The organism is Streptomyces apocyni (assembly GCF_009739465.1).
GTDB classification, from domain to species: Bacteria; Actinomycetota; Actinomycetes; order Streptomycetales; family Streptomycetaceae; genus Streptomyces; species Streptomyces apocyni.
This window is the reverse complement of record NZ_WHOM01000061.1, coordinates 1-22564: the sequence shown is the minus strand read 5'-3', so window position 1 is coordinate 22564 and position 22564 is coordinate 1. Positions and strand designations below refer to the sequence as shown.

Sequence of the window (22564 nt, the reverse complement as noted above, 5' to 3'; positions counted from 1 at the left end):
CGTGGGCGCGGGCGTGGGTGCGGACCCCGAGGACCTAAGCGGCGGCTACCGCGAGCGGCCGTCGCGATTGCGTGGCGCGGTGCTCTGGACCCATAGAGCCAGGGCTCACGCCACCGCGCCCTATCCGGTGCTGCCCGACGGCTGTATGGACCTGCTGTGGTCCGACGGGCGGCTGCTGGTCGCCGGACCCGACACCCGCGCATATCAGCCGGGCCCCAGGCCGGGCGGCGCGCTGGTCGCCGGAGTCCGGCTGGCACCCGGCACCGCACCCGCGCTCCTCGGCGTACCCGCCCACGAACTACGCGACCAGCGCGTCGACCTGGCGGACCTGTGGCCGTCCGCCGATGCCCGCCGCCACGCCGAACGCGTCCACGCCTCCGGCGACCCGGCGGCCGCACTCGAAGCGCTTGCCGTCCGGCTGGCGGCCAGCGCCGCCCCGCCGAACCCACTGCTGCTCCAGATCGCCGCCGACCTGGACACCGGCCGGACGGTCGCCGACACGGCCGCCCGAGCCGGCCTCGGCGCACGTCGGCTGCACCGGCTGTCGCTGGCGGCGTTCGGGTACGGGCCCAAGACGCTGGCCCGCGTACTGCGGCTGCAACGCGCCCTGGCACTGGCCCGCACCGGGCTGCCGTACGCGGACACGGCGGCCGCCGTCGGCTTCGCCGACCAGGCCCACCTGGCACGGGACTTCCGGGACCTGGCGGGCCTGCCCCTCACCGACCTGCTCAGCGCCCGCCCGTAGCCTCCGGGCTCCGCGTAGCCTCCAGCGGCGCGAAGAGGTCGACGCCGTTCCCGTCCGGGTCCTCGACCGTGGCGTACCGCTGCCCCCAGAAGGCGTCGAACGGAGCGAGCACCCCCTTGCCCCCGGCAGCGGTCAGCTCCGCGTACCGCGCGTCCACGGAGGGCGCGTCGCCGCACAGGAACGCCAGGCCGATCCGGCCTTCGGACGTCGGGGGCCGCCAGTCGGGGTGGAACGAGCGGACCGTCTCCTCGGTGTCGAGCGCGAACCGCAGCCCGCCCGGCAGTTCGGCCTCCACATGTGGCTGGTCTTCGGCGGCTTCGGGGAAGACAAGGCCGAGGCGGCGGTAGAAGGCGAGTGAGGCGGCCAGGTCGGAGACGACGATGCCGATGAGGTCGAAGCGTGGGGTGGTGTGCGTGGTCATGAGGGCAGCCTAGGAAGCGGTTCGGCCACGGTCTTGAACGAATCGGACACCTGGCCACCCCGCGCACCGCGCCGACGAAACGGAACGGCGCATGGAGCTGCCACCGGCCCGCGAGAACGCCGTACCCTCAACGAAGGCGGCTGACGTACCTCGGTCCGCATGGCACTCTGGAGCACCGTGAACACCACCGACAGCACCGCCCCAGCCCCCCTGCCGGTGCGGCCTCTTCCCGGGCCGCCGTCGAGTTCGCTGCGCCGTGCGCGGCTGCGGACGCCGGTGGGCGTGCCCCAGGAGTCCGGCCCCTGGCCGCAGTTGTGGCTGGTGTCCGCGGACGAGGCCACGGCCGCCTCGTACGCCCCGCTGCTCAGCGCGGCGGAGCGGGAACGCGCCGAGGGCTTCCTGCGGCCCGCCGACCGCGCGCTGTACGTCACCTCGCACGGCGCGCTGCGGCAGCTGCTCGGGGCGTACGTGGACGAGGACCCGGCCGCGCTGGAGTTCGTACGGGAACCCTGCCCCGGCTGCGGCGGCCCGCACGGGCGGCCCGCCCTGCCCGGCGAGCCCGGCCCGCCGATCCACTTCTCGCTCTCGCACACCGGCAGCCTGGCCCTGCTCGGTTTCGCGGACCGCCCGGTGGGTGTCGACATCGAGCAGCTTCCCAAGGACAGCGTCGTGGACGAGGTCGCCGCCGCGCTGCACCCGCGCGAGCGGGAGGAGCTGGCGGCACTGGTGCCGGTCGCCCGCTCCGCCGCCTTCGCCCGCTGCTGGACCCGTAAGGAGGCCTACTTCAAGGGGCGAGGCGACGGCATAGCCAGCGAGGAGTTCACCACCTCCGTGGTCGGCACCGGAGCCTCCCCGCAGCAGCTCCCCGGCTGGACCCTCGCCGACATACCCGCGCCCCCGGGCTTCGCGGCGGCCTGCGCCCTGCGCGACGCCTGAGAGCGGTCAGCCGAGAGCCGCCCGTCAGCCGAGAGCCGCCCGTCAGTCGAGCGCCGCCGCCATCCGCCGTACGCCCTCGGCGAGCAGCTCGGGTGACGTCGCCAGGTTCAGCCGTACGTGCCCGGCCCCGCCCGCGCCGAACGCCGTGCCGCCGCTCAGCGCCACCCGGCCGCGCTCCAGGAAGGCGGCCGCCGGATCGTCCCCCAGGCCCAGCTCCCGGCAGTCCAGCCACGCCAGATACGTCCCCTCCGGCGACCGGTGACGCACCCCGGGAAGCTGACGGGCCAGCAGCTCGGCCAGCAGCTGGCGGTTCTCGTCAAGACCGGCGAGCAGCGCGTCCAGCCACCCGCCGCCGTGCCGGAGCGCGGCGGCATGGGCGATGATCCCCAGGTGGCTCGGGCCATGGCTCACCTCCTCCGGCATCCGCGCCAGATCCGCCACCGCCTCCGGGCCCGCCACCGCGAGGGCCGCCTTCAGCCCGGCCAGGTTCCAGGCCTTGGACGCGGACATCAGCGAGACACCGTTCTCCGCGCCCGGAACCGACAGATACGGCACGAAGGTCGCGCCCGGCAGCACCAGCGGCGCGTGGATCTCGTCGGCGACGACCCGCACCCGATAGGCGTGCGCCAGCTTCGCCACATCGGCCAGCTCGGCCCGCGTGTGCACAGCCCCGGTCGGATTGTGCGGGCTGCACAGCAGGTACGCGGCCCGCCGCCCGCCCGCCACCGCCTCCCGGAACGCCGACTCCAGCGCGCCGAGATCGAGTCGGCCCCCGCTGAGCGGCGCGCCGACCACCCGCCGGTCCATATGCTCCACGAACGCGTAGAACGGCGGGTACACAGGCGTGTTGACCACCACCGCGTCCCCGGTCCCGGTGAACAGCTTCAGCACCTCGACCACCCCGAGCATCACATCCGGCACGATCGCCGTACGCTCCGCCCGCACCCCCTCAAAGCCCCACCGCTCACGGGCGAACGCGTCCAGCGCATCGGCGTACGCCGTGCCCGTCGGATAGCCGGTGTCCCCGATGGCGAGCGCGTCCGCCAGGGCTTCCGCGACCGGCTCGGGCACGGGCACATCCATCTCCGCCACCCACAAGGGCAGCACATCGGGCGGATAGGCCCGCCACTTCATGCTCGTACGGAGTCGCAAGGTGTCGAGGGAGAGCTGCCGCAGCGGATTCTCGGGTGGAGTGGTCATGACATCGAGTATGCCCACGGTCACCGACGGTCTAGTCGAGCCGCTCAGGCGGCGTACGGCGCGTATCGATCGCGTAGGGAACGCGTAGGGAACGCGTAGGTAATCCGTTTGCGCGCGACGCCACTTCCCGTTCCGGATGATCCACCTCTTATCGTTTCGCGTACGTGCCGGAACGGTTCGGCGCGCGTACGGGACGAGAGGGGTCGACGGAGTGGTGGCACGCACGCCACGGGCGTGGGCGTCAGTATTCACGGCTCATCCCGCACGGACGCTGGTGATGGCCTTCGCCGGCGTCATCCTGCTCGGCACCGTCCTGCTCTCGCTGCCCTTCGCGACGGCCGACGGCGCCGCGACCAGCCTGGTGGACGCCCTGTTCACCGCCACATCGGCGGTCTGCGTCACCGGCCTGGCGGTGGTGGACACCGGCACCCACTGGACCGGATTCGGCCAGGGCGTGATCCTCGCGCTGATCCAGGTCGGCGGCTTCGGCATCATGACGATGGCCTCACTGCTCGCCCTGCTGATCTCAGGGCGGCTGCGGCTGCGGATGCAGCTGACCGCGCAGGCCGAGACCAAGAGCCTCGGTATCGGCGACGTCCGCAAGGTGCTGCTCGGCGTCGCCGGAACCACCGTGGCCGTGGAGCTGACGGTCGCCGCGATCCTGGCGCTGCGCCTGAGATTCGCGTACGACTACGCCATCCTCAAGGCCGTCGACCACGGTGTCTTCCACGCCATCTCGGCGTTCAACAACGCCGGGTTCGGCCTGCACGCCGACAGCCTCACCCCGTTCGCCACCGACCCCTGGATCACCCTGCCGATCGCCGTCGCCGTCATCCTCGGCGGCATCGGCTTCCCCGTACTCCTCGAACTGCTGCGCCACCGCAACCGGCGCCTCCGGACCGGTCACCGCACCTGGTCGCTGCACGCCAAGCTGACCCTGATCACCACGGCCGCGCTGCTGCTCACCGGCACTGTCCTGACGACCGCCCTGGAGTGGACCAACCCGGGCACCCTCGGCTCCTTCGACTGGGCCGAGAAGCTCCTGAACGGCTTCTTCCACTCGACGATGTCCCGGACCGCGGGCTTCAACGCGATCGACATCGGCGCCCTGCACCCCTCCACGCTGCTGCTCACCTGCGCCCTGATGTTCATCGGAGGGGGCAGCGCGGGCACCGCGGGCGGCATCAAGGTCACCACCTTCGCGGTACTGGCCGTCGCCATCGTCGCGGAGACCCGCGGCGAACCCACCACCGCCATCCTGGGCCGCAAACTGGGGCCGCACGTCCTGCGGCAGGCGCTGACCGTGGCCCTGCTCGGCGTCGGCCTGGTGATCAGCGCCACCATGGCCCTGCTGACCGTCACCGACGCGCCCTTCGAGGCTGTGCTGTTCGAGGTCGTCTCGGCGTTCGCCACCGTGGGCCTGTCCACCGGCATTACCGCCGACCTGCCGACCATCGGGCACCTGATCGAGATCGGGCTGATGTTCGTCGGCCGACTCGGTCCGATCACCCTGGTCTCCGCGCTCGCCCTGCGCGAGCGGACCCGCCGTTACGAACTACCCGAGGAGAGACCCGTCATTGGGTAACTACCTGCACTCTCTGCGCCGACGCCGCCGCAAGCGGCTGGCCGGAAGCTACGCCCAGCCCGGCGAGCAGCGGGTCGCCGTCATCGGCCTCGGCCGGTTCGGCAGTTCACTCGGGCACGAGCTGATGCGCCGCGGCTGGGACGTCCTGGGCATCGACACCGACGCCCGGCTCGTCCAGCGCAACAGCGACGAACTCACCCACACCGCTGTCGCGGACTGCACCGAGATGGAGGTACTGCGGCAGCTCGGAGTCCACGAGTTCACCAGTGCCGTCGTCGGCATCGGCACGGACATCGAGGCGTCCATCCTGGTCACGTCGAACCTGCTCGAGGCCGGGGTGCCCAACATCTGGGCGAAGGCCATCAGCCGCCAGCACGGCCAGATCCTGGAACGCCTCGGCGCCCACCATGTCGTCCTGCCCGAGCACGAGATGGGCGAGCGCGTGGCCCACCTGGTGACCGGCCGGATGCTCGACTTCATCGAGTTCGACGACGACTACGCCCTGGTCAAGACCGTCGCCCCGGACATCGCCACCGGCATCCCGCTCGGCCAGTCCCTGGTGCGCAGCAGGTACGGCGTCACCGTCGTCGGTATCAAGCGCCCCGGCGAGGACTTCACCTACGCCAGCGCCGAGACCGTGGTGGACAAGGGCGATGTCATCGTCGTCACGGGCAAGACGCGCGCGGTGGAGGCCTTCGCCGAACTGAGTTGAGGCAGCCGAACCGAGCCGAGGAAAAAAGAGGTGGCGGGGGCTGGCTGCGGCGGGCTAGCCTGACGCAGTCGCTGCCGGGACAAGGCGACGACATGGCGGCGACGAGCCGTGAACGAGCCGTGTGCGTGCCCGAGTTGGCATGCCGTAGAGGAACCAGGAGGTCTCGCCGATGACTGTGATCGCGGCGGGCGTTGCCCGCACTCAGCAGACCATCACTGACACCTCCGTGGTCTCCGGCTAACCCACTCTCGCCTCTCGCAGGACTTTTCTCGCGCCCAGCGCGCGCAGCCGGGGCCACCCTTGTGAAGGGTTCCCCTTGACTTTCCCCTCCGCCCTGGCCTCGTACGGCTGGGACACCCACTGGGCCGCCGCCTTCGCCCCGTACGCCGAGCAGGGCCTGGTGCCCGGCCGAGTGATACGCGTCGACCGTGGCCAGTGCGACGTCGTGACGGCCGACGGCACCGTACGCGCCGACACCTCGCTGGTCACCCCGCGCGATCCGATGCGGGTGATCTGCACCGGTGACTGGGCCGCCGTCGACCCCGAAGGCAGCGACCCACGGCTCGTACGCGACTATCTGCCGCGGCGTACGGCCTTCCTGCGCAACACCTCCACCCGGCGCTCCGAGGGCCAGGTCCTCGCGGCCAACGTCGACCACGCGATCATCGCCGTATCGCTCGCGGTGGAACTCGACCTCGGCCGTATCGAACGGTTCCTCGCGCTCGCCTGGGAGAGCGGCGCACAGCCCCTGGTCGTCCTCACCAAGGCCGACCTGGTGCCCGACCCGGTCACCCTTGGACACCTGGTCTCGGATGTCGAGACGACGGCACCGGGCGTGCAGGTACTGGCCGTCAGCGCGGCGACCCGCGAGGGGATCGAGGTCCTCGGAGCGGTGGTCGCGGGTGGCACCAGTGTGCTGCTCGGCGTGTCCGGCGCGGGCAAGTCCACGCTGGCCAACGCACTGCTCGGCCAGGACGTCATGGAGGTCCAGGCCATCCGCGACGTCGACGGCAAGGGCCGGCACACCACGACCACCCGCAACCTCCTCGCGCTGCCCGGCGGCGGTGTCCTCATCGACACCCCAGGGCTGCGTGGAGTCGGCCTGTGGGACGCCGAGTCGGGTGTCGGTCAGGTCTTCTCCGAGATCGAGGAGCTGGCCGATGCGTGCCGGTTCCACGACTGCGGGCACGAGGCCGAGCCGGACTGCGCGGTGCTCGCGGCACTCGCGGACGGCACACTGCCTGAGCGCCGACTCGACAGCTACCGCAAGCTGCTGCGCGAGAACCAGCGGATCGCCGCGAAGACCGACGTCCGGCTCCGCAAGGAGCTCAGCCGGGAGTGGCGCCTGAAGCTGCAAGCGGGCAGGGCGTCCCTGGACGCCAAGCGGGGCCGCTTCCGCTGACCTCATCCCGCACGGCACGCCCCCACCGCCCCCACCGGACCAGCCGGGTCCGGTGGGGGCGGTGGCTCCGGTGGGGGAGTGCCGCGTCCGAAAACCGCCAGCCGGTGTCTCCGGCACACCGCACACTGGACGGTGTGAACGATGAAGACACCAGGTACGAGGCGGTGCGCAGCCGCGACGCACGCTTCGACGGAGAGTTCTTCTTCGCCGTCGAGACCACCGGTATCTACTGCCGCCCCAGCTGCCCCGCCGTCACCCCCAAACGCCGCAACGTCCGCTTCTACCCGACCGCGGCCGCCGCCCAGGGCTCCGGCTTCCGAGCCTGCCGACGCTGCCGCCCCGACGCCGTACCCGGCTCCGCCGAGTGGAACGCCCGCGCCGACATCGTCGGCCGGGCCATGCGCCTCATCGGCGACGGAGTCGTGGACCGCGAAGGCGTGCCGGGGCTCGCCCTGCGCCTCGGCTACAGCTCCCGCCAGGTACAGCGCCAGCTGACCGCCGAACTGGGCGCGGGCCCCGTCGCGCTCGCCCGCGCCCAGCGGGCACACACCGCGCGGCTGCTGCTGCAGACCACCGAGCTGCCCGTCACGGACATCGCCTTCGCCGCCGGGTTCGCGAGCGTACGGCAGTTCAACGACACCATCCGGCAGATCTACGCCCGCACCCCCAGCGCCCTGCGCGCCGAGACAGGCACCCGGCTGAGCCGGGCACCCGCCCTGCCCGTCGGCAGCGCCGAATCAGGCCTGGTCGCGGGCGTACCGCTGCGGCTCGCCCACCGTGGCCCGTACCACGCCACCGCCGTCTTCGACCTGCTCGCCGACGACGCCATCCACCGCGTCGAGGAGGTCACCGGCACCCCCGGCGCCCGCACCTACCGGCGCACCCTGCGGCTGCCGCACGGCACCGGCATCGGCGCCGTGGACGAGCGGCAGACCGGGCCCTGGCTGGACGCCCGCATCCACCTCACCGACCTGCGCGACCTCACCACCGCCGTACAGCGGCTGCGGCGGCTGTTCGACCTGGACGCCGACCCGTACGCCATCGACGAGCGGCTCGGCGCCACACCCCGGCTCGCGCCGCTGGTGGCCGCCCGCCCGGGCCTGCGCTCGCCGGGCGCGGCCGACCCCGAGGAACTGGCGATCCGTACCGTCGTCGGACCGCGAGCGGCCGAGCGTCTGGTGGCCGAGTACGGCAAGGCCCTGGACGTCCCGTGCGGCTCGCTCACCCACGTCTTCCCCGCACCGGCCGCCCTCGCCGCCGCGTCGGCGCTGGACCTGCCCCTAGACCTGCCGCTGGCCGCCGCGCTCGCCGACGGCTCGGTGCGCCTGGACGCGGGCGCGGACCGTGACGACGCCGAGCGGGATCTGCTCCGGGTACCCGGGGTGGACGCCTGGACGGCGGCGTACATCCGGATGCGGGCGCTCGGGGACCCCGACGTGGGGCTGCCGGGGGCGCCGGTGAGCGATGCGTGGCGGCCCTGGCGGTCGTACGCCGTACAGCACCTTCGGACACAGCGAGAATTGGAGACCAGACGATGACCACGACCGCCACCACGTATTACGCGACCCTCGACAGCCCGCTCGGCGAGCTGCTGCTCACCGGCGACGGCTCCGGCGCCCTGACGTCGCTCTCCGTACCGGGGCAGCGCGGCGGCCGCACTGTACGGCCCGACTGGCGCCACGCACCCGGCGCGTTCCGGGACGCCGAGGCGCAGCTGCGGGCCTACTTCGCGGGGGAGGTCAAGGACTTCGACCTCGTCCTGCGCACCGACGGCACCGACTTCCGCGAGCGGATCTGGGCCGCCCTCGACTCCGTACCGTACGGAGCGACCACCACCTACGGCGCCCTGGCCGCCGCGACCGGTGCCTCACGCGCCGCCGTACGCGCCGTCGGCGGCGCGGTCGGCGCCAACCCGCTGCTGATCGTGCGCCCGTGCCACCGCGTGATCGGCGCGGATGGCTCGCTCACCGGCTACGCGGGCGGTCTGGACCGCAAGCAGCGACTGCTCACACTCGAAGGAGCACTCTGACGAAGGAGCACTCTGACCTGTGGCTCAGCCCTCGTCCTCCAGGCCCCAGCTGTGAATCCTCTTCGGGTGGATACGGATGACCTCGTCGCTGAAGTGCGGGCCCAGGTCGTTCGGCCCGGTCAGCAGCTCCGCCTCGCCGCGGATGTCCACACCCCGCACATGCCAGGGCGTGACGCTGGCCAGGTCGTCCACGACCAGGGCGACCTTGGGATTGTGCTGGAGGTTGCGCCACTTCTTGGTCGTACCCAGCGCGTATCCGCCGACCAGGATCGTCCCGTCGTCCTGCGGGAAGAACCCGACCGGGTTCGCCTGCGGCTGCCCCGTCGGATCGACGGTCGCCAGCCGTCCAAGACGCTGGGTCTTCAGATACGCGCGCTCGGCCTCACTGAATGCGGTCATACGGCGAGCCTGACACGTCCACCCCGCTCCCCGCGGCAGTTTGAACGCCTGCCCGTGTCACCCCCAGATCAGCGCCCCCAGCCACGCCCCCATGACCAGCAGACACGCGAACAGCTCGACCAGCACACTCGTCCCCGCCGCCCGCATCAGCACCCGGGTGGTCGCCTTCGCCGCCCCGTGGCTGCCGAGCCGGCGCCGTTCGCAGACGTAGATCCCGCCCACGAATCCCGGTACCGCGCCCACCACCGGCACCACGAAGAACCCGATCAGCGCCCCGAACCCCGCGTACTCCACCAGACGCCGGTCGACCCCGAGGCCGCGTATGCGGCGCGGAGGCAGCAACAGCAGCACGGCCTCGGCCAGCAGCAGCACGACGGTCGCCCCCACCAGCACCCACCAGGCCACCTGCGTCTGGATGCGCAGGGACCACCACAGGATGGCGCCCCACACCAACCAGGCCCCGGGAACGCCGGGTATGAGCACCCCGCTCAGGCCGAGCAGCATCACCATGCTGACCAGCAGGAGCTCGGAGACGCCCATCTGCCCAGCGTGCCGGAGCTCGGGCGATCTGGCAGGTCAGGGCGCCCCCGCAAGGCATCGGGGGAGCCGTGAACACGGGACGTCAGCGCGGCTCCCGTGCCACCCAGCCCCGTTCGTACGCGTGCCACCCCAGCTGGAGCCGGGTCGTCACGTCCGCCAGTTCCATCAGCCGCTTCACCCGGCGCTGTACGGTGCGCAGCCCCAGCTCCAGACGCTTGGCGACGCTCGCGTCGGTCAGCCCGGCCAGCAGCAGCGAGAGGATCTCCAGATCCGTGGCGTCCGGGCCGTCCGGACGCTCCTCGACCGGCTCGCCGCCCCCACTGAGCCGCAGCGGCAGCGCCTCCCGCCACACCGCGTCGAACAGCCCGGTGAGCGACTCCAGGAGGCCACTGGCACGGACGACCAGCGCGGCCGGTTCCGCGTCCCGTGGGGTGAGCGGCACCATCGCCAGCGAGCGGTCGGCGATCACCAGCTTGGTCGGTACCCGGTCGACCGTCCGTATCCGCTCGTTCCTGCCGAGCGCGGCGGACAGCTCGCCGCGTCCGGTGGGCAGCAGCAGCACGTCCCGCTCGACCACCACCCGGTAGTCGACGCCGCGGTCCGTGGACTCGGGCCCGGCGTCGTGGTCCATCCCCGAGACCACGTCCGGCTTCCCGGTCACCAGGGCGCACACCTCCTGGGTCGCCCCGAGCCGCAGCTGCAGGAAGCGGCGGCCGACGGCGCCCGCGCCCGTCACCACCTCGACCAGGTCACGTACGCCGGGCTCGCTGGCCTGGGCCCGGTAGTCGTCGGCCAGCAGTGCTGCCGCCAGCTCCGCCTTCTCCAGCTCATGGCGTTGCTGGGTGAGCAGGGGGCCGAGCGCGACCCCGGGCGGGGCCGCCACCCAGCGGCGCGGGCACGCGGACGACTGCGCCGCGAGGCCGTGGTGTTCGAGGCGGCGCAGCGCGCGCTCCATCTCGTGCTCGCCGAGCGCCAGGCGGCGCGCCAGATCGGGCACGTCAGCGACGCCGAGTGAGACGAGCGTGCGATACGCCGACTCCTGCGCCTCGTCGAGTCCTATGGCCGCTAGCAAGCCAGTGTCTTTTCCCACGCGCTGTTTTCCCCGATTCCTGGTCTCCGCCCCGCTCCCCAAGCCCTTCCCCCGGACCCGCGAACGCAGCGGTCGCCCACCACGGTCGCCCCCACTTTGGCGGGAAACGGCCACGGCGCGAACCCGCCGCACGACATCATCCACGCACCACCCGCCACTTCGCCACGCGTCTTCACCGCAGACTCGATCGCGGGCCGAATCGCGCATACGTTCCGGCCGACTATTTCCGGATGCCCCGTTTTCGTACGCCCCTCGCGGTGGACAATAGGGGGCATGAGCCAGCAGGGGGACAGGTACTCCGGCACCTCCGGCCAGGAGGACGACTGGTGGGGCCAGTTATACGACGACTCGACCGACGACACGGGCCCGGCGGCCGGCCCCGACACGCTGGACGACCGCTTCGCCTCAGCCGCGGGCACCCTCGAGACGGCGCCACCCCGCCGCCGCCCGGCGCAACCGCACTACACCCCGCCCCGCGCGCCCTGGGAGGTAGCCGGTACTCCACCGGCGCCCACGACGTTCGGCCCGCGTCCCGCCTCGCCTGACCGGAGCCCCGGTGGGTCCGCGCCGGGCCCCGGCGCTGGCCCCGACCCGGACCCCGGCTCCGGCCTCGCGGGGGCCGCCTCCGGCTCCCGGGCGCCCGTGGTGGGCGTACCCGCACAGCGGCCCGCCGCGCCCCCGCCGCGCCCCTCGGTGGGCCATGTGGGTGACGGGCCGCCGACGTACGACCCCGAGCCCAGCACCCTGCCCGCCGCCGAGCCGGACGCACTCGACGAGCTGGTGACGGACACGGTGCTCGAGGGCGCCCGCTACGGGACCTGTACCTTGCGCGCGACCTCCCTGCGCGGGGACTCCGCGCGCTACCGCGGCGAGCCGCGCAGGGACTCGCTGCTCACCGCCCGCTTCGGCACGGGCGAGGCCGCGCTGATCCTCGTCGCGATGGCCACCGGCGCCCGGGCCACACCCGACGCGCACCGCGCCGCCGCCGAAGCCTGCCAGTGGATCGGCCGTGCCGTGGGGCGCAGCCACGAACGGCTCGCCGAGGACATCAGGGCCGCCCGGCGCGGCGACCTGAAATCCGGGCTGCACCGGCTCACCGACCGCAGCCTGGGCAGACTACGGGCGGCCGCCGCCGAACGCGGCGTCCCGCCCGAGGAGTTCACGACCACCAGCCTGCGCTGCCTGCTGATCCCCGCCGCCCCCGAGTGCCGTACGCGCGTGTTCTTCGGCGTCGGTGGTGGCGGGCTCTTCCGGCTCAGGGACGGCGAGTGGCAGGACATCGAGCCGACGGTCGCCGAATCGGCGGGAGAACCCGTTGTCGGCTTCGGCTCCACCCCGGCGGACCCGGCAGCCCGGACACCAGCGACCCAGACACCAGCGCCCCAAGCATCGGCGGCCGAGACTCCGGAAGGCGACCGGCTCACCATGGACCTGGGCATCCCCGCCCTGGCCAGCCCCTACGAACCCACCCCCGAGCCCCTGCGGGAACCCTTCCGCTTCCGCGCCTCGGTAGCCCGCCCGGGTGACACCTTGCTGCTGTGCACCGGCGGCCTGGCCGAGCCGATGCGCGGCCAGCCCGAGCTCGCCGGACACCTCGGGGAACGCTGGTGGGCCCAGGCCCCGCCGGGCCTCGCCGCCTTCCTGGCCGACACCCAGATCCGGGCGAAGGGCTACGCCGACGACCGTACGGCGTGCGCTGTCTGGGAGGCATAACCGCACGCCCCATGCGTGGATGGACGTATCACGGCCATCAGACCCACGACGGCAGAGGGGTGCGCGCACCATGGGAAAGCAGAACGTCGCCGAACAGTTCGTGGACATCCTCGCGCGCGCGGGGGTGCGGCGGCTGTACGGAGTCGTCGGCGACAGCCTCAACCCCGTCGTGGACGCCGTCCGCCGCACCCCTGACATCGACTGGGTCCATGTCAGGCACGAGGAGACCGCCGCCTTCGCGGCCGGCGCCGAGGCCCAGATCACCGGCAAACTCACCGCCTGCGCGGGCTCCTGCGGCCCGGGCAACCTGCACCTGATCAACGGCCTGTACGACGCCCACCGTTCGATGGCCCCGGTCCTCGCCCTCGCCTCGCACATCCCCTCCAGCGAGATCGGTCTCAGCTTCTTCCAGGAGACCCACCCGGACCAGTTGTTCCGCGAGTGCAGCCACTACAGCGAACTGGTCTCCACCCCCCAGCAGATGCCCCGCCTGCTCCAGACCGCCATCCAGCACGCCATCGGCCGCGGCGGCGTCAGCGTCGTCTCGCTGCCGGGCGACATCGCCTCCGCACCCGCCCCCGAGCGGGCGCCGGAGCTCGGCCTGGTCACCTCCCGGCCCTCCGTACGTCCCGGCGACGCGGAGATCCACCAACTCGTGTCGATGATCGACGAGGCGGACAAGGTCACACTCTTCTGCGGCAGCGGCACAGCGGGGGCGCACGCCGAGGTGATGGAGTTCGCGGAGGCCGTCAAGGCCCCGGTCGGTCACGCGCTGCGCGGCAAGGAGTGGATCCAGTACGACAACCCGTACGACGTCGGCATGAGCGGCCTGCTCGGCTACGGCGCGGCCTATGAAGCCACCCACGCGTGCGATCTGCTGATCCTGCTCGGCACCGACTTCCCGTACAACGCCTTCCTGCCCGACGACGTGAAGATCGTCCAGGTGGATGTCCGCCCCGAGCGCCTCGGCCGTCGCTCCCGGCTGGATCTCGCGGTGTGGGGCGACGTGCGGGAGACGCTGCGCTGTATCACGCCGCGGGTGCGGCCCAAGGCCCACCGCAGGTTCCTCGACAAGATGCTCGAGAAGCACGCGGACGCGCTGGAGGGCGTGGTCAAGGCCTACACCCGCAAGGTCGACAAGCACGTCCCGATCCACCCCGAGTACGTCGCCTCGGTGCTCGACGAACTCGCCGCGGACGACGCCGTGTTCACCGTGGACACCGGCATGTGCAACGTCTGGGCGGCCCGCTATCTCTCGCCCAACGGACGGCGCCGGATCATCGGCTCCTTCTCGCACGGCTCGATGGCGAACGCGCTACCGCAGGCCATCGGCGCCCAGCTCATCGACCGCGACCGCCAAGTGATCTCCATGTCGGGCGACGGCGGATTCGCCATGCTGATGGGCGACTTCCTGACCCTGGTCCAGTACGACCTGCCGGTGAAGGTCGTGCTCTTCAACAACTCCTCGCTGGGCATGGTCGAGTTGGAGATGCTCGTCTCCGGACTTCCCTCGTACGGCACGACCAACCACAACCCGGACTTCGCGGCGATCGCCCGTGCGGCGGGCGCCCACGGAGTCCGGGTGGAGAAGCCCAAGCACCTCGCGGGCGCGCTCAAGGACGCCTTCAAGCACCAGGGCCCGGCCCTGGTGGACGTGGTCACCGACCCGAACGCGCTCTCCATCCCGCCGAAGATCAAATCCGAGATGGTGACGGGCTTCGCGCTCTCCGCCAGCAAGATCGTGCTGAACGGCGGGGTGGGCCGGATGGTCCAACTGGCCCGCTCCAACCTCAGGAACATCCCCCGGCCCTGAGCGTCGCGGTGAGCCGTTCTGAGTCGTTCTGAGCCTGACGATCTGGTGGTTGAAGAATGGACATGAATGTCACGATCCACGTCAGGGCATGCATCCCGTGAGCATGTTCGACCTGACCGAAGCAGGCACACGAAGGAAGTCGACCACAGCGTGCGGGCGGGGACCATGACGAGGCAGGCACAACAAGGGGTGGCAGGGGTGGCCGAGAGCGCCACGGCCGAAGACGATCTGGCCCAACTCCGGTGCACCCTGGGGCGGTCCGACTTACGGGCGGTTTCCGAGGTGCGGCGCGCCGTGCGCGAGTTGCTGCGGCACTGGGGGAAGCCGGGCGGATCGGATGTCGCGGAGCTGCTCACCAGCGAGATCGTCACCAACGCCCTGGTGCACACCGATGACGACGCGGTACTGACCGCGACCCTCGGCCCGCGCGGACTGCGGGTGGAGGTAAGGGACTTCGTAGGACGACGGCCAAGGCTGCGGGTACCGAACGCCGACGACAGTACGCACGGCAGAGGCCTGATCCTGGTCCAGTCACTCGCGGACGCCTGGGGTGTCCGCGTCCATGGAGTGGGGAAGGCGGTGTGGTTCGAGCTGGACGGGGGAACCATCTGAGAGCCCCTCGGATGCCCCCGCCCAGCCCGTCGCCCGTACGCCCCAGGGATCAGCCGAACTGCTGCTCCAGGTCCTTGAGCTTCTGCTCCAGGGAGTCGAGCCGGGGCAGGGTCTGCGTGTCGTCCTCCGCGGTGAGGTCTACCGTGACGGGAGGGTCAACTCCGGTCACGGGCTTGAGGGATGGACGGCCGCGTACGGGCAGCTGCTCGGGACCCGATATCGCGGGGTCCGAGCCGACCTGGCCCGTGGCGTTCCCCGACGTCACCGCGGGGACCTCGATGCGGCCCGCCGGGCGGGCGCGCTGGCCGCCGTTCCAGGAGCGGTGCCCCCGGCTGACCGCCTTGAGGTGCGCCCGCTCCAGCTTCTCGTGCTCGCGCCTGCGCTGGCGTTCCTGCTCCTTCTGCCTGCGGTCCTCGCGCACGTCGTCAACGGCGTCGTCCAGCGTCCGTACGTTCTCCAGGAGCATCAGCGACCAGGCGGCGAAGGTCTCCCGGGGCGCCCGAAGCCACCGTACGATCCGGATCTGCGGCAACGGCCGTGGCACCAGGCCCTGTTCACGCAGGGCCGCGCGACGGGTCTGCTTCAGCGCGCGGTCGAAGAGCACCGCGGCCGACAGCGACATCCCGGCGAAGAACTGCGGGGCGCCCGCGTGGCCGAGCCCCCGGGGAGCGTGCACCCAGTTGAACCAGGCGGCCGCGCCGGCGAACGTCCACACCAGCAGCCGTGAGCCGAGCGCCGCGTCACCGTGACTGGCCTCCCGCACCGCGAGCACCGAGCAGAACATGGCCGCGCCGTCCAGGCCGAACGGGACGAGGTACTCCCAGCCGCCGGAGAGGTTGAGGTTCTGCCGTCCGAATCCGACCAGTCCGTGGAAGGAGAGCGCGGCGGCCACCGCGGCGCAGCAGAACAACAGCACATAGGAGGCGGTCCCGTAGATCGCTTCCTTGCGTCTGCGGCGCTCCTCGCTCCGCTCCCAGGAGTCATCCGCCGCCTTGCCCCCGGCGCGCTTGCCTCGCGCGATCACCGTCACCGCCACCAGCACGCCCAGGAGCATCACGGAGCCCGGAAGCAGCCAGTCCAGCGATATGTCGGTCATTCTCATCTGGGGTCCCTTGCATCGCATGAAGGCGTTTCGGGCGCCATATTGGCTTAATCCCCAGGGCCTTCAGGGTGTTTCGAGGCAACAGGACGCCAAGGTGGTGCAGGGGGCTCCGGATAGCGCGTGTCGGGTCGAACTCGTTTACGTGCGGCGATAGTTGAGTTCGATTAATCGCACCCGTGTGGGTGGTTCAGCGCGATGCGTTTGCGGTCAGTCGCTCAATGCGATCCGCGTCGCAGGTACGCGGGCAGGTCACACAGGTGTCCTCGGGACGCAGCGTGTAGAAGAGGCAGCAGCTGGCCCGGTCCCGGGTCGGCAGCTTCTCGCCGCTGGGCCCGGTCAGTTCGCGGAACGCCGCGGCGCCGACGTACGGCTTCGTCGTACCGGGCAACAGGAGCTCCAGCTCCGTCATGGCACGCTGCTCCTCGCCCATCAGATGGGCGATGTACCAGAGGCTCTCGACGATCTCGTCCGTGGCCGTACCCCACAGCGCGCGCCGTCCACGCCGCATCCGCGGCCCGAAGCCGAGCAGCACCGGCTCCAGATGCTCGGCCACCGCCTGGCGCAGCTCAGCGCGCAGCGCCTCCTCGTCGGGCACGACCCGCGCGCCCGGGAGTGCGGCGGCCGGATCGTCCGGCAGACACGCGAAGTCCTCGACGCGGACCGCCATCCGGCCCAGGGTGCGCTGGAAGGTGACGTTGCCCACCGGGATGCGTGGCACCCGGCGGTGAGTGAACCACGGGACGGTGATCAGCAGGCAGGCGGGCCAGGCGTAGCGATGCAGCCCGAAGCTGGCGATGACGTCCGGCCTGGCCTGCTGACCGTAGTCACGCAGGACCTGTGCGTTGTCCCAGGCCAGGAAGGCGTCCAGGGCGGCCCCACCTTCCGCGAGCTGCGCGGCCCCGACCCAGCCGCCGCCCTGCGGGGCTGGCTCCGACGCGTCGAGTTCCTCGATCCGCAGGCCGGGGAAAGCCTCGGCCAGGCGTGCGTACGCTTCCCCGACAGCCGAGGAGGCCGCGCGGTCGGCGCCTGGGAGCAGGGCGGGAACTGACATGCGGGGACCACCGAATCGCGATCGTTAGCAGGTTAGCCTTACCTTACCCGAAGCTTCGGATGTTTGAACTCGCGCCCCACCCGCCTATGGTGCTGCTCGGACCCTGGACGCCTGAGCCGTACCGCGCGCGGGGCCGCCAGAGGGCCAGGAGGAAGACCCGAGTGGAGCAATCGGAGCAGTGGGAGCAGCGGGAGTGCGCGGAGCGGGTGGAGCGGCCCAGGACGGGTGAGGGCCCCGCCGTCGCGGCGCGGCGGATCGCCACGGCCCGGGCGGCCCTCCCTGAGCAGCAGGGCGCCGAGCAGCAGGCCGCTGCCCGTGGCGAGCACACCCACAGCGAGCCCCCGGCCCCCGTGCTCCCCGTGCGGCACTCCGTACGGGGGCAGATCCTCGACGCCCTGCGCGCCGCCCTCGTCGGCGGCGAGCTGGTGCCCGGCGAGGTCTACTCGGCGCCTGTGCTCGGGGAGCGCTTCGGGGTCTCCGCGACGCCGGTCCGCGAGGCCATGCAGCAGCTCGCCCACGAGGGCGCGGTCGAGGTCATCCCGAACCGCGGCTTCCGGGTCGCCGAGCGCACCCCCCGTGAGGCGGCCGAACTCGCCGAGGTCCGGGCCCTGCTGGAAGTCCCGGTCGTCCTCCGCCTGGCCCGGACGCTGCCGTCCGAGCGCTGGGCCGAACTCTGGCCCCTGGCCGAGGCGGCGGCGGGCGCGGCGGCGCGGGGCGACGTGGCGTCATACGGGGACGCCGACCGCGCCTTCCACCGGGCGCTGCTCGCCCTCTCGGGCAACCAGCAGCTGGTGCTGATCTCGGACGACCTCCACCGGCGCGCGCAGTGGCCGCTCGCCCGGGGGCCGCTGACCCGCCGCGCGGACCTCGTCGTGAACGCGGCGCAGCACACGACGCTCCTGGAGGCCCTGACCAACCAGGACCTGGAGGCCGTCCAGCCCTTGATGCACGCCCACTTCAGGGGCGCGAGCTCCTGACGCGGGGCCGTCCGACTTTTTCTCTCCCCTACCCCGCCCCTTCCCGAAACTGGGGGCAAGCCCCCAGGCCCCCGGATCGCCCTTCGGGCTCGTCCTCAAGCGCCGGACGGGCTGAAGTCTTCAGCCCGTCCGGCGCTTGCGGACAAACGGGGTCTGGGGCGGAGCCCCAGTTACGGGAAGGGGCGGGGTGGGGGCTATATCTCTGACCCGAGCTCACCCTCCAGCGCAGGTGGCGACAACTGCCCCGCCAGCCAGGTGGGGACGCCGCCGAGGAGGCGGAACAGGCGCGCCGCCTCCGCCCTCAGCCGCACCGCGTCCGCCCCGGTCTCCGCCTCCGCGAGCGCGGCCAGTGCCGGAGCCGTACCCACCAGGTACCCCAACTCCTCGCGCAGCCGGAGCGATTCGGCGAAGCCGTGGCGTGCCTCGGTCAGCTCGCCGTCGCGGAGCGCGAGTCCGGCGAGGTGGCGCCAGGTGAAGGAGAGCAGCAGCAGGTCGCCACGGGCCGTGGCGCCCGCGTGGGCGCGGCGGTACGCGGCGAGCGCGGACTGCGGTGAGTCGGCGATGTGCTCGGCGACGAGTCCGCGTCGGAAGTCGAGCAGGGGGCGCCCCGCCGCGTGGGGCGAGAGCAAGGCCGCCCCGCGCCCCAGGGCCGCCCGCGCCTCGTCGGCCCGGTCGTGTACGCCCAGCACGGTGGAGGCGTACGCGAGCTGGCCGCGCTCGCAGGCCGCGGACCCGCGTTCGTCGTCGCTCTGGGCGAGCGCCTCGGCGGTACGCAGCGCGTCCTCGGCCTCGCTCCAGCCCCGCTCGGTGAACAGGCAGCGTTCGACGAGGAGCGAGGCCCGTTGCAGGGCCGTACCAGGTCTCGGGTCGTCCTCGATGAGGGCGGCCGCGTCGGTCCAGCAGCCGCGCGAACGCAGTCGCCATACCGCCGTCTGGAGTGCGGTCGTCTTGGAAGACAGAGCATCTGACACAGAACCAGACATGGCGGTATCCGCCACAGTCCCCTCCCCGGGAGCGCGTCATTGAGCTGTGGCCCGCATCTCAGCATGAATTGGCGCGGCCCGCCAAGGGGACGGGTGAAAGATTTCACGATCTAGGACGCCAGCTCGCGATCAGCTCATGCGCAGCGCCAGGAAGAAGTCCAGCTTGTCCTCCAGGCGGGACAGGTCGCGCCCGGTGAGCTGCTCGATCCGCCCGACCCGGTAGCGCAGCGTGTTCACATGCAGGTGCAGCCGTGAAGCGCACCGGGTCCAGGAGCCGTCGCAGTCCAGGAAGGCCTCCAGGGTCGGGATCAGCTCGGCCCGATGGCGCTGGTCGTAGTCGCGCAGCGGGTCGAGCAGCCGCGCGGTGAAGGCGCGGCGCACGTCGTCGGGGACGAACGGCAGCAGCAGGACGTGCGAGGCCAGCTCCTGGTGCCCGGCGGCGCACACCCGCCCCGGGCGGGCCGCCGCGACCCGGCGGGCGTGCCGGGCCTCCTCCAGCGCCCCGCGCAGCGCCTCCGCGGAGTGCACGGTGGCGCTGACGCCGAGGGTGAGCCGCCCGTCGTCGGCGAGCCCCGCGGTGAGCGGCGTACGAACGGCTTCCAGCAGGGAGTCGGCGAGCAGCCCGGACTCGGAGCCGTCGTGTTCGGCGGACACCGCGGGCAGCGGTACGAGGGCGATCGCCTCGTCACCGGTATGCGCGACCGCGATCCGGTCCGAGGGTTCGGGGCCCGACGCCAGCGGGTCGACCAGGATCTCCTCCAGCAGTGACTGAGCGACCGGGCCGCCCTCGACCTCGCCGCCGTCCCACTCGACGCGGGCGACCACCACCTGCCAGTGCGGGGCCGCGCCAAGGCCAGGCAGCAGCACCGGGGCCGCGACCCGCAACCGGGCGGCGATCTCGGCGGGCGCGGCGCCCGTCTGCACCAGCTCCAGGACCTCCTGTGCGAGCCGACGCCGCACCGTACGGGCCGCGTCCCGGCGGTCCCGCTCGACGGCGATCAGCTGGGTGACGCCCTGGAGCAGGTCGAGCCGCTCCTCGGGCCAGTCCCCGGCGTCCGCCTCGACGGCGAGCAGCCAGTCGGACAACACGGTCTCGCGGACGTCACGCGAGGCGGACGCGGCGCCACGGCCGCTGGTCCGGATCGGGAAGAGCGAGTACGTGACGCCCTTGGCGTTCACCCGGTGCGGCCCACGGCGCCCGGTGCGGGCCGCGCCCAGGTGCGCGGCGGCGAGCGTGCCGCACACGTCGGCGGGCAGCGGCGCCCCCGCCGTGCTGGAGCCCGCGATCGGCCGTCCCGTCGTGGAGAGCACCCAGGCGCGTAGGTCCAGGTCGCTGCCGAGCAGGTCGAGCACCACATCGGGGCCGCCGCCGGCGGGCCCGGAGGTCATCATCCGGCGGTGTCGCTCGACCACGGCGGCCAGGTCACCCGCCCGCTCGCCGGAGACCTGCCGTACGACATACTCCGTGATCGTGGCAAAAGCCACGCGCTCATTTACGGCGAAAAGGGGCAGTCGGTGACGTACGCAGGCGTCGACGAGATCGTCGGGGATGTCGCCGAGTTCCGCCTCGCCCGCCGCGAGACCCGCGACTCCCGCCGCCGACAGGATGCGGACGAACGGCTCCGAGTCCGCCGCGTCACGCCGCCAGGCGAGCCCGGTGAGGACCAGCTCGCCGCCGGACAGATAGCGACTCGGGTCCCTCAAGTCCGTGGTCATGACGCCGCGTACGGTCCGGTCGAGCTCGTCTTCGCCGCCGAGCAGCCGCAGCCCCAGGGCGTCGGTTTCCAGCAGTGCGCGCAGGCGCATGGGTGTCGCCGCCGATCTGTCTCGTTCTTGCGGTTGGTCAGGGGGAGCAGGTTTCCCCAGGACATCCGTGGGGTTACTGAGCATCGCCTTTCATACGAATCTACAAGACGACCACCACGGCCAGCCAACTCCTTCATGGTTTCGGTGACTGACCACGGGGCGCGCCAGCCGGGTGTACTTACGGCAATCCGAGTGAACAGCACATGAACGAGCCAGCCGCGACAGCGGCTCCGATGGCTCGAAACGCTCGAACGAACGACCTGCTCCGACTTGCCCGACCTCGAATGAAGAGAGCCATCCATGGACTTCCTTCGCCCCGCCAGCTGGGAGGAGGCGCTTGCCGTGAAGGCAGCGCATCCCACGGCTGTGCCGATTGCGGGTGGCACCGATGTGATGGTCGAGATCAACTTTGATCATCGGCGTCCTGAGTACCTGCTGGACCTGAACCGGATCAGTGAGCTCGGTGAGTGGACGGTCGGCGAGGAGAAGGTCGCGCTGGGGCCGTCTGTCCCGTACACGAAGATCATGGAGAATCTGCGCTCTGAGCTGCCGGGGCTGGCGCTGGCGTCGCACACGGTGGCGTCTCCGCAGATCCGTAACCGTGGCGGGGTGGGCGGGAACCTGGGCTGTGCCTCGCCCGCGGGTGACGCGCATCCGGCGCTGCTGGCGTCGGGGGCCGATGTGGAGGTCGAGTCGCAGGCGCGTGGTGCGCGGCTGATCGCGATCGATGACTTCTACAAGGGTGTGAAGCGCAATGCGCTGGAGCCCGACGAGCTGATCAAGGCTGTGCACATTCCGAGGGCGGATGGGCCGCAGCAGTTCTCCAAGGTCGGTACGCGTAACGCGATGGTGATCGCGGTGTGCGCGTTCGGTCTGGCGCTGCATCCGCGGACGCGTTCGGTGCGTACGGGGATCGGTTCGGCGGCGCCGACGCCGGTGCGGGCGACGGCGGCGGAGGAGTTTTTGAACGCGGCGCTGGAGGAGGGTGGCTTCTGGGACAACGGGAAGATCATCACTCCGTCCATCGCGAAGCAGTTCGCCCAGCTGGCGTCCGGGGCCTGTAACCCGATCGACGATGTGCGGGGCAGTGCCAGCTACCGCCGTCACGCGGTGGGTGTGATGGCCCGCCGGACGTTGATGTGGACCTGGGAGTCCTACCGCGGTGGCAATGGCCGCGGCGCTGTCGAAGGAGCTGCGTAACCATGCGCGTCAATTTCACGGTCAATGGCCGTAAGCAGGAAGCCGACGATGTGTGGGAGGGCGAGTCCCTGCTGTACGTGCTGCGTGAGCGGATGGGCCTGCCGGGTTCGAAGAACGCCTGTGAGCAGGGTGAGTGCGGCTCGTGCACGGTGCGTCTGGACGGTGTGCCGGTGTGTTCGTGTCTGGTCGCGGCCGGTCAGGCCGAGGGCCGCGAGGTCGTCACGGTCGAGGGCCTGGCGGACTTCGCC

Annotated in this window: 22 protein-coding genes; 13 read left to right on the top strand and 9 right to left on the bottom strand. The window is 71.9% G+C overall.

The window, feature by feature from the left end; genetic code table 11:
* Position 1: 1 nt before the first annotated feature.
* On the top strand, positions 2-745 hold the full coding sequence (locus tag GCN81_RS16635; protein WP_231626773.1) for a helix-turn-helix transcriptional regulator: 744 nt from the start codon (positions 2-4) through the stop codon (positions 743-745).
* Here the strand turns inward: GCN81_RS16635 and GCN81_RS16630 are convergent.
* Positions 729-1166 (bottom strand): VOC family protein, encoded by a 438-nt coding sequence (locus GCN81_RS16630; protein ID WP_156725418.1) that lies wholly within the window; start codon positions 1164-1166, stop codon positions 729-731. The two genes, GCN81_RS16635 and GCN81_RS16630, sit on opposite strands and share 17 nt — an antisense overlap.
* 159 nt (positions 1167-1325) lie before the next feature.
* On the opposite strand from GCN81_RS16630, the gene GCN81_RS16625 reads away from it, so the two are divergent.
* The gene (locus GCN81_RS16625; protein WP_156725417.1) at positions 1326-2102 is read left to right on the top strand and encodes a 4'-phosphopantetheinyl transferase family protein; all 777 of its coding nucleotides are present in this window, start codon (positions 1326-1328) and stop codon (positions 2100-2102) included.
* Positions 2103-2144: 42 nt separating this feature from the next.
* On the opposite strand, the gene GCN81_RS16620 is transcribed toward GCN81_RS16625, so the two are convergent.
* Positions 2145-3302, bottom strand: coding sequence for a MalY/PatB family protein (locus GCN81_RS16620; protein ID WP_156725416.1), 1158 nt, complete (start codon positions 3300-3302; stop codon positions 2145-2147).
* A 277-nt stretch (positions 3303-3579) separates the two neighbouring features.
* Between GCN81_RS16620 and GCN81_RS16615 the strand changes: the two genes are divergently transcribed.
* The 5 genes from GCN81_RS16615 to GCN81_RS16595 all read left to right on the top strand — a co-directional run bounded on the left by GCN81_RS16615 (position 3580) and on the right by GCN81_RS16595 (position 9030).
* A complete protein-coding gene (locus GCN81_RS16615; RefSeq protein ID WP_231626772.1) occupies positions 3580-4887 on the top strand; it encodes a TrkH family potassium uptake protein in 1308 nt (435 codons plus the stop codon).
* Positions 4880-5599: a potassium channel family protein gene (locus GCN81_RS16610; protein ID WP_156725414.1), complete on the top strand. Its 720-nt coding sequence runs from the start codon at positions 4880-4882 to the stop codon at positions 5597-5599. Before GCN81_RS16615 ends, GCN81_RS16610 begins: the two co-directional genes overlap by 8 nt.
* 316 nt (positions 5600-5915) lie before the next feature.
* Positions 5916-7001: a ribosome small subunit-dependent GTPase A gene (gene rsgA, locus GCN81_RS16605; RefSeq protein WP_156725413.1), complete on the top strand. Its 1086-nt coding sequence runs from the start codon at positions 5916-5918 to the stop codon at positions 6999-7001.
* Between the two features lie 125 nt (positions 7002-7126).
* Complete coding sequence (locus GCN81_RS16600; RefSeq protein WP_407697983.1) at positions 7127-8539, top strand: DNA-3-methyladenine glycosylase 2 family protein; 1413 nt, start codon at positions 7127-7129, stop codon at positions 8537-8539.
* Positions 8536-9030 carry a methylated-DNA--[protein]-cysteine S-methyltransferase gene (locus GCN81_RS16595; RefSeq protein WP_156725411.1) on the top strand — a complete coding sequence of 165 codons (495 nt, stop codon included), beginning with the start codon at positions 8536-8538 and terminating at the stop codon, positions 9028-9030. Before GCN81_RS16600 ends, GCN81_RS16595 begins: the two co-directional genes overlap by 4 nt.
* A gap of 24 nt (positions 9031-9054) precedes the next feature.
* Here the strand turns inward: GCN81_RS16595 and GCN81_RS16590 are convergent, their stop codons facing one another.
* The 3 genes from GCN81_RS16590 to GCN81_RS16580 all read right to left on the bottom strand — a co-directional run bounded on the left by GCN81_RS16590 (position 9055) and on the right by GCN81_RS16580 (position 11041).
* Positions 9055-9429 carry a PPOX class F420-dependent oxidoreductase gene (locus tag GCN81_RS16590; protein ID WP_156725410.1) on the bottom strand — a complete coding sequence of 125 codons (375 nt, stop codon included), beginning with the start codon at positions 9427-9429 and terminating at the stop codon, positions 9055-9057.
* 57 nt (positions 9430-9486) lie between these two features.
* Complete coding sequence (locus tag GCN81_RS16585; RefSeq protein WP_156725409.1) at positions 9487-9969, bottom strand: DUF456 domain-containing protein; 483 nt, start codon at positions 9967-9969, stop codon at positions 9487-9489.
* Positions 9970-10051: 82 nt separating this feature from the next.
* A complete protein-coding gene (locus GCN81_RS16580; protein ID WP_156725408.1) occupies positions 10052-11041 on the bottom strand; it encodes a helix-turn-helix transcriptional regulator in 990 nt (329 codons plus the stop codon).
* Between the two features lie 291 nt (positions 11042-11332).
* Between GCN81_RS16580 and GCN81_RS16575 the strand changes: the two genes are divergently transcribed.
* The 3 genes from GCN81_RS16575 (at position 11333) to GCN81_RS16565 (ending at position 15197) form a co-directional block, all read left to right on the top strand.
* The gene (locus tag GCN81_RS16575; protein WP_156725407.1) at positions 11333-12772 is read left to right on the top strand and encodes a protein phosphatase 2C domain-containing protein; all 1440 of its coding nucleotides are present in this window, start codon (positions 11333-11335) and stop codon (positions 12770-12772) included.
* A gap of 70 nt (positions 12773-12842) precedes the next feature.
* Complete coding sequence (locus tag GCN81_RS16570; protein ID WP_156725406.1) at positions 12843-14585, top strand: pyruvate dehydrogenase; 1743 nt, start codon at positions 12843-12845, stop codon at positions 14583-14585.
* A gap of 165 nt (positions 14586-14750) precedes the next feature.
* Positions 14751-15197, top strand: coding sequence for an ATP-binding protein (locus GCN81_RS16565; RefSeq protein WP_156725405.1), 447 nt, complete (start codon positions 14751-14753; stop codon positions 15195-15197).
* 49 nt (positions 15198-15246) lie between these two features.
* On the opposite strand, the gene GCN81_RS16560 is transcribed toward GCN81_RS16565, so the two are convergent.
* Together GCN81_RS16560 and GCN81_RS16555 are read right to left on the bottom strand one after the other, a co-directional pair.
* On the bottom strand, positions 15247-16299 hold the full coding sequence (locus tag GCN81_RS16560; RefSeq protein WP_156725404.1) for a DUF2637 domain-containing protein: 1053 nt from the start codon (positions 16297-16299) through the stop codon (positions 15247-15249).
* 187 nt (positions 16300-16486) lie between these two features.
* Positions 16487-17350, bottom strand: coding sequence for a (2Fe-2S)-binding protein (locus tag GCN81_RS16555; RefSeq protein WP_156725403.1), 864 nt, complete (start codon positions 17348-17350; stop codon positions 16487-16489).
* A 161-nt stretch (positions 17351-17511) separates the two neighbouring features.
* On the opposite strand from GCN81_RS16555, the gene GCN81_RS16550 reads away from it, so the two are divergent.
* Positions 17512-18327, top strand: a complete 816-nt coding sequence (locus tag GCN81_RS16550) for a GntR family transcriptional regulator (RefSeq protein WP_231626770.1) — start codon at positions 17512-17514, stop codon at positions 18325-18327.
* Positions 18328-18521: 194 nt separating this feature from the next.
* Here GCN81_RS16550 and GCN81_RS16545 read toward each other — a convergent pair whose 3' ends face one another.
* Positions 18522-19310 (bottom strand): hypothetical protein, encoded by a 789-nt coding sequence (locus GCN81_RS16545; protein WP_156725401.1) that lies wholly within the window; start codon positions 19308-19310, stop codon positions 18522-18524.
* 129 nt (positions 19311-19439) lie between these two features.
* Positions 19440-21116: a PucR family transcriptional regulator gene (locus GCN81_RS16540; RefSeq protein ID WP_156725400.1), complete on the bottom strand. Its 1677-nt coding sequence runs from the start codon at positions 21114-21116 to the stop codon at positions 19440-19442.
* A 300-nt stretch (positions 21117-21416) separates the two neighbouring features.
* Between GCN81_RS16540 and GCN81_RS16535 the strand changes: the two genes are divergently transcribed.
* The gene (locus tag GCN81_RS16535; RefSeq protein ID WP_156725394.1) at positions 21417-22316 is read left to right on the top strand and encodes an FAD binding domain-containing protein; all 900 of its coding nucleotides are present in this window, start codon (positions 21417-21419) and stop codon (positions 22314-22316) included.
* Positions 22262-22564, top strand: a 303-nt coding sequence (locus tag GCN81_RS16530; protein ID WP_407697982.1) for a (2Fe-2S)-binding protein, incomplete at its 3' end; no start/stop codon positions are given. The genes GCN81_RS16535 and GCN81_RS16530, both read left to right, overlap by 55 nt.

Bases quoted from the DNA above. Each gene is read 5' to 3' on its own strand.
- GCN81_RS16630 (WP_156725418.1), bottom strand. From the start codon at position 1,166: ATGACCACGCACACCACCCCACGCTTCGACCTCATCGGCATCGTCGTC.
- GCN81_RS16625 (WP_156725417.1), top strand. From the start codon at position 1,326: ATGGCACTCTGGAGCACCGTGAACACCACCGACAGCACCGCCCCAGCC.
- GCN81_RS16620 (WP_156725416.1), bottom strand. From the start codon at position 3,302: ATGACCACTCCACCCGAGAATCCGCTGCGGCAGCTCTCCCTCGACACC.
- GCN81_RS16615 (WP_231626772.1), top strand. From the start codon at position 3,580: ATGGCCTTCGCCGGCGTCATCCTGCTCGGCACCGTCCTGCTCTCGCTG.
- GCN81_RS16595 (WP_156725411.1), top strand. From the start codon at position 8,536: ATGACCACGACCGCCACCACGTATTACGCGACCCTCGACAGCCCGCTC.
- GCN81_RS16590 (WP_156725410.1), bottom strand. From the start codon at position 9,429: ATGACCGCATTCAGTGAGGCCGAGCGCGCGTATCTGAAGACCCAGCGT.
- GCN81_RS16585 (WP_156725409.1), bottom strand. From the start codon at position 9,969: ATGGGCGTCTCCGAGCTCCTGCTGGTCAGCATGGTGATGCTGCTCGGC.
- GCN81_RS16575 (WP_156725407.1), top strand. From the start codon at position 11,333: ATGAGCCAGCAGGGGGACAGGTACTCCGGCACCTCCGGCCAGGAGGAC.
- GCN81_RS16570 (WP_156725406.1), top strand. From the start codon at position 12,843: ATGGGAAAGCAGAACGTCGCCGAACAGTTCGTGGACATCCTCGCGCGC.
- GCN81_RS16565 (WP_156725405.1), top strand. From the start codon at position 14,751: ATGACGAGGCAGGCACAACAAGGGGTGGCAGGGGTGGCCGAGAGCGCC.
- GCN81_RS16560 (WP_156725404.1), bottom strand. From the start codon at position 16,299: ATGAGAATGACCGACATATCGCTGGACTGGCTGCTTCCGGGCTCCGTG.
- GCN81_RS16555 (WP_156725403.1), bottom strand. From the start codon at position 17,350: ATGTCAGTTCCCGCCCTGCTCCCAGGCGCCGACCGCGCGGCCTCCTCG.
- GCN81_RS16545 (WP_156725401.1), bottom strand. From the start codon at position 19,310: ATGTCTGGTTCTGTGTCAGATGCTCTGTCTTCCAAGACGACCGCACTC.
- GCN81_RS16540 (WP_156725400.1), bottom strand. From the start codon at position 21,116: ATGCGCCTGCGCGCACTGCTGGAAACCGACGCCCTGGGGCTGCGGCTG.
- GCN81_RS16535 (WP_156725394.1), top strand. From the start codon at position 21,417: ATGGACTTCCTTCGCCCCGCCAGCTGGGAGGAGGCGCTTGCCGTGAAG.